Origin of the sequence: Streptomyces sp. (assembly GCF_036566765.1) — a bacterium.
Taxonomy (GTDB): Bacteria; Actinomycetota; Actinomycetes; order Streptomycetales; family Streptomycetaceae; genus Streptomyces.
Window position 1 is genome coordinate 1 of record NZ_DATCVQ010000044.1, and the last position, 2,122, is coordinate 2,122.

Consider the following 2,122-nt stretch of genomic DNA (forward strand, 5'->3'; position numbering starts at 1 on the left):
GCGGGCACCTTCTGGAAGACGGCGGTGGCGAGGTTGTCGCGGACCATGTCGTAGTCGGCCCAGTCCCTGCTGCCTGTCACGAGGATCCGGTACGGCCTGTCGGTCACGGCTGCTCCTGGTGCTCGTCGAGGGCGGCGCGGATGCGGGCGGCTGCAGTCCGGAGGCCAGCCAGCGCGTAGGGGTTCTTGCCGTGCACGTCTCGGTTGATGGCGGTCAGCTCGCCGCGGACGCGTTCGAGTGCGGCCCGCGCCTGGTTCCGCTCGGCCTCGACTTCGACGATCGCGGCCTCGGCGGCCCGGGTCCGTGCGATGGCGTCCTGCATGGCGCGCTGCTGGCCCTGGACAGTGCGCCGCAGCTCGTCTGCCTCGGCGAGCTCGGCGCGGGCGTACTTGGCAAGCCGGGCGGCTTCGGCGGCGGACAGGCGGTCGGCTCGGTTGAGGAGGATGAGCAGGGTCTCGCGGCGGGTGGCGCGGGCCCGGGCGCGGGCGACGCGCTCGGCCATGGGGCGGGGGCTCAACGTCGGCGGTCCTTCCTGGCTCGGTACAAGGCCCGGCGGGTGGCGCGGTTGGGGATGGGTGGAGGCTGCGGGGCGTTCATCCCCGGTGTGCTGGTGTCGGCAGGTGGTTGCCATGTCTCGTCCTGCCACTCGCGCCAGGACTCCCAGGTCTTGCCGGGCTGGGTCATCGGTGCTCCGGTGGTGTGGGGTGGGGCTTGCGGAGTGCTCGGCCGAGGCGGGCGAGGAGGAGGCCGGCGGTGAGGCTGGCGAGGGTCCACCAGGCGGCGAACTCGGCGACCGCCGCGACGTAGTCGAGGACGGCGGTCATGACGCGGGCCCGTCGGCGAGGCGGCGGAGGGTCTTTGATCTGTTGCGGCGCCGCGCCATTGCTTGCCTGCAAGTGCGACACCGGCGCTTCCCGTCTCCCTGGATGATCGTGTTGGCCGTGTCGTATGGATGACCCTTGGGGCAGCAGGTTCTACTGGCAGATGCGGCCGTAACCGTCTTGCCGCGGAGCAGATTCACGCGTGTCGTCACGGCTTCAAGATGATCTGGGTTAACGCACCGCCGATGCTGGCAGGAGACGCCACCAGGGCAGCCTGCGTCTTGGTTGTGGCACAGGTGATCGATATGCATTCCGTCCGGTATGGCGCCGACGAAGATCCGGTAGCTGGCCCGATGGGCACCTACGGTGGATCCGTTTGAGAACCTGCCGTACCCGTATTGGTTGACGGCCGCATTCCAGATCCAGCAGGTCTCCGTCTTGGTCACTTTCGTCATGAAGCGGTCTCGCGTTTCGGGGAACGGCCTCGGCGTTCTGTTCGACATGGGTCTCCTAGGCGTGGATGCTGATGGCCGGCCCGCCCCGCGCTGCCTGCGGGCCGGGCTGCTGCGTGCTCAGGCGGTACGGCGGGCGCGCATCTCTTCGGCGGTGAGGTGCCGGAGCTGGGCCCGGGTGGACCAGGCGTCTCCGTCACCCTCGTAAGCGACGAGAACCCAGGAGCCGGGGCACATACCGGCGATGGGCTCGGTGACTTCGAGGTAGTTGCCTACGCCGAGGTCGAGCAGGTTCTCGCCGTTGTCGAGCTCGATGTCGATGCAGTCGACGGTCACGGTGTCGGGAGCGGTCTCGGGCATGTCGGGTCTCCTGGGTGTGTGGTGGTGGAACCGGATGAGCGGTCAGGCGCTGGGGCTGAGTGGGATTTCGCCGTCGGGGCCGAAGGCTTGGGTGCGGGGCTCGTGTTCGGGGAAGACGATCAGTCCGGTCTCGATGTGGAACGGCTGGTCGTTTTCGATGGCGGTCTCGCGGGCGCTGTAGTCGCGGGCGCAGAGCCATGCGGCGTCGCCGGGGTTGTAGCCCCAGAACTGGAGCTCGCCTTCGTGGCGGAACAGCGGCCGGATCTGCTGGCAGTGCTGGCAGCGGCCTTCGCGGGGCTGGGTGTCGGGCATGTGGTTCTCCTTCAGGCGGCGTTGAGTGCGGGCTGTGTGGCCGGCATGGGGATGCCGGTGGCGGCGGACACGATGTGCGCGGCAAGCAGCGGGGGGACGGCGTCGCCGATCTGGCGGGCGACGCGGGTCTTGGGGCCTTGCCACGGGTAGTCGGCGGGGAACGTCTGGAGCACACCG

At 69.4% G+C, this 2,122-nt stretch carries 6 protein-coding genes; all 6 read right to left on the minus strand.

Features of this window, described 5'->3' with window-relative positions; genetic code table 11:
- Window positions 1-103: 103 nt before the first annotated feature.
- On the minus strand, window positions 104-517 hold the full coding sequence (locus VIU94_RS02155; RefSeq protein WP_331906886.1) for a hypothetical protein: 414 nt from the start codon (window positions 515-517) through the stop codon (window positions 104-106).
- Between the two features lie 163 nt (window positions 518-680).
- Window positions 681-824 (minus strand): hypothetical protein, encoded by a 144-nt coding sequence (locus VIU94_RS02160; RefSeq protein ID WP_331906888.1) that lies wholly within the window; start codon window positions 822-824, stop codon window positions 681-683.
- Window positions 821-1,324, minus strand: coding sequence for an HNH endonuclease (locus tag VIU94_RS44915; RefSeq protein WP_524540619.1), 504 nt, complete (start codon window positions 1,322-1,324; stop codon window positions 821-823). The genes VIU94_RS02160 and VIU94_RS44915 overlap by 4 nt, the downstream gene beginning before the upstream one ends.
- 69 nt (window positions 1,325-1,393) lie before the next feature.
- Window positions 1,394-1,633: a hypothetical protein gene (locus VIU94_RS02165; RefSeq protein ID WP_331906890.1), complete on the minus strand. Its 240-nt coding sequence runs from the start codon at window positions 1,631-1,633 to the stop codon at window positions 1,394-1,396.
- Between the two features lie 42 nt (window positions 1,634-1,675).
- Window positions 1,676-1,945, minus strand: a complete 270-nt coding sequence (locus VIU94_RS02170; RefSeq protein ID WP_331906892.1) for a hypothetical protein — start codon at window positions 1,943-1,945, stop codon at window positions 1,676-1,678.
- Between the two features lie 11 nt (window positions 1,946-1,956).
- Window positions 1,957-2,118 carry a DNA cytosine methyltransferase gene (locus tag VIU94_RS02175; RefSeq protein WP_331906894.1) on the minus strand — a complete coding sequence of 54 codons (162 nt, stop codon included), beginning with the start codon at window positions 2,116-2,118 and terminating at the stop codon, window positions 1,957-1,959.
- Between the last annotated feature and the right edge of the window lie 4 nt (window positions 2,119-2,122).

Excerpts from the sequence above, each read along its gene's own strand:
- VIU94_RS44915 (WP_524540619.1), bottom strand. The coding sequence starts at position 1,324 with ATGTCGAACAGAACGCCGAGGCCGTTCCCCGAAACGCGAGACCGCTTC.
- VIU94_RS02160 (WP_331906888.1), bottom strand. The coding sequence starts at position 824 with ATGACCGCCGTCCTCGACTACGTCGCGGCGGTCGCCGAGTTCGCCGCC.
- VIU94_RS02170 (WP_331906892.1), bottom strand. The coding sequence starts at position 1,945 with ATGCCCGACACCCAGCCCCGCGAAGGCCGCTGCCAGCACTGCCAGCAG.
- VIU94_RS02165 (WP_331906890.1), bottom strand. The coding sequence starts at position 1,633 with ATGCCCGAGACCGCTCCCGACACCGTGACCGTCGACTGCATCGACATC.